This is a genomic window from Rhabdonatronobacter sediminivivens, from assembly GCF_013415485.1.
GTDB classification, from domain to species: Bacteria; Pseudomonadota; Alphaproteobacteria; order Rhodobacterales; family Rhodobacteraceae; genus Rhabdonatronobacter; species Rhabdonatronobacter sediminivivens.
Window position 1 is genome coordinate 1 of record NZ_JACBXS010000129.1, and the last position, 863, is coordinate 863.

1 protein-coding gene is annotated in these 863 nt (G+C 66.0%); it reads right to left on the minus strand.

The features are described from left to right. Window positions 1-3: 3 nt before the first annotated feature. Complete coding sequence (locus HUK65_RS18475) at window positions 4-696, minus strand: UPF0149 family protein (RefSeq protein ID WP_179907756.1); 693 nt, start codon at window positions 694-696, stop codon at window positions 4-6. Window positions 697-863 lie beyond the last annotated feature (167 nt).

An 863-nucleotide genomic window follows, 5' to 3' on the forward strand; every position in this document is an offset into this window, starting at 1 on the left:
CCGTCAGTGCACCGTCTCCTGCCCGCAGCACTTCTTGAACTTGCGCCCCGACCCGCAGGGGCACGGATCGTTGCGGCCAACCTTCGCGCTACGAACGGGCGCGCCGGGCAGGTTGGCCGCGCCGGTCGTGGCGCGCTGTCCCTTCACCCAGCGGTTCAGCGTCAGCACGAGCTCCGGGATCAGGTCCGGCGCCTGCTCGGTCAACTCATCTATCGAGGCTTTCGGCATATCGCTCTCGCCCGCCTGGATCGCGTGCAGCGTCAGCAGCAACGGCAGGGCGGGTTCCACGTCCGGATCGCCCGATTCCACAGTCGCCAGCCAGGAGTCGGGTCGCAGCCGCATCGCCTCCTCGAAACCCGCGACCCACATTTCCCACAGGACCTCGCCGGTGCGCGTGTTCTCGTCGAACAGCGGCTCGTAGACCGCACGGCTGCGGGCGAGGCCGCGCGCGACGCGGTTGTAATGCGCCTTCACGGCCGCCACGGTCCGCTGCGCAGCTGCGTCGCTCTCAAACACCGCAAGCTCAGGATCGCCCCAGACATGCGGCAGCCACTCACTGGGCATGATCATTTCAGGACAGAGCAGCACGCCGGTCACAAAGCCGTCGAACTGACTCGCCAGCATCCCCTCGCTCTCGGGTGGAAGCGCCAGCAGCGCGGCGTCGAGTTCCTCGATCTGGGCGTCGGTGTGGAGCATGTGCGGTTCTCCCTTTTGTTGGCAGGTCGATCACGAATGACAGCTCGGCTCGTGATGGAGCGCGGTGCCAAGCGCTACGACATCGCGCAGACGCGCAGCAATGACAGCGTTCGGCTGGGTCAGATCGACCGTCATGAAACGCAGATTGTGACCCTGGATAACTGCGG

Bases quoted from the DNA above. Each gene is read 5' to 3' on its own strand.
- HUK65_RS18475 (WP_179907756.1), bottom strand. From the start codon at position 696: ATGCTCCACACCGACGCCCAGATCGAGGAACTCGACGCCGCGCTGCTG.